Here is a 438-nt window from a genome sequence, read left to right as displayed (position 1 = left end):
GGGAAATACCGAAAGGCCGGCGCTTCTTCTTCTCGCCGCTCATCAATGTCCTGCCGTTCAGCGCGCCGGTGTTTGCCGGGCTCACCGTTGCCAGGCACATTCTGGCGAATGGTCCCGGCGACGGGTTCAACCTTACCTTCCGCGGTGAAGATGACGGCAGCGAACTGAACCTGCACATCGATGCGGACTCGGCGCTGACACAAGCGGGAGACTTCGCCCGCTACCGTAAAGAGCTGCCATTGTTCCTCGATGCCATGCTGCGCGAGGAGGCCTTGGCCACCGGGCTGGTCAGCGAAGCTGACTATGATCGGCTGGTGTGGCCGGAGGACATGACGCATCCGGGGTAAAGGGCCCGACTATCGCGAGGTCGTCATCCAGGGCGAAGCAGGAGCGAAGCTCCGTCGCGGAGACCCTGGAATCCATGCCGTTACTTCGGGC

1 pseudogene is annotated in these 438 nt (G+C 62.6%); it reads left to right on the top strand.

Going from position 1 to position 438, the window contains the following annotated elements:
• Positions 1–347, top strand: a pseudogene (locus EN804_RS34705) (condensation protein); the annotation flags it as partial.
• Positions 348–438: the final 91 nt, after the last annotated feature.

The organism is Mesorhizobium sp. M8A.F.Ca.ET.161.01.1.1 (genome assembly GCF_004792105.1).
Taxonomy (GTDB): domain Bacteria; phylum Pseudomonadota; class Alphaproteobacteria; order Rhizobiales; family Rhizobiaceae; genus Mesorhizobium.
This window is presented reverse-complemented; position numbering and strand designations above follow the sequence as displayed.